This is a genomic window from Aromatoleum toluolicum, from assembly GCF_012911005.2.
GTDB classification, from domain to species: domain Bacteria; phylum Pseudomonadota; class Gammaproteobacteria; order Burkholderiales; family Rhodocyclaceae; genus Aromatoleum; species Aromatoleum toluolicum.
The window spans coordinates 1-471 of record NZ_WTVS01000196.1 but is presented as its reverse complement, the minus strand read 5'-3'; the positions used below and the strand labels follow the sequence as shown (position 1 = coordinate 471).

The following is a 471-nucleotide window of genomic DNA, read 5'->3' as shown; positions in this document are numbered from 1 at the left end:
GGAAGAAGAGCGGATCAAGGAAGTGCGCCAGGTGTCCGAGGCCGACCGCGCCAAGCAGGTCGCCGTGCTCGCCGCGCAGGCGTCGGCCGAGGAAGAGCTGGTGCGCCAGGTCAAGCAGGCCGAGGCCGACGAGACCGCGTCCAAGCACAAGGCGGTGGAGATGACCACGCTGGCGCAGGCCGAGTTCGAGGCCGCCGGCAAGACCGCCGAGGCCAAGAAGAAGCTGGCCGAAGGCATCGAGGCCGAGCGCGCCGCGCCGGGCCTGGCCGATGCGCGGGTGCGCGAAGTCACCGCGGCTGCGGCCGAGAAGGAAGGCCTGGCCAAGGCGCGCGTGATCGCCGAAACCATGGGCGCGGAAGCCAAGGGCGAGCAGGAAAAGGGTTTGGCGCAGGCGCGCGTGATCGAGGCGCAGGCCGAAGCCAGGCAGAAGCAGGGCCTGTCCGACGCCAAGGTGCTGGAAGAGAACCTGTT

General features: G+C 70.1%; 1 protein-coding gene. It reads left to right on the top strand.

Features of this window, described 5'->3' with window-relative positions; translation table 11 throughout:
• The coding region (locus GPA27_RS28340) for a hypothetical protein (RefSeq protein ID WP_211165309.1) at positions 1–471 on the top strand (471 nt) is incomplete at both ends.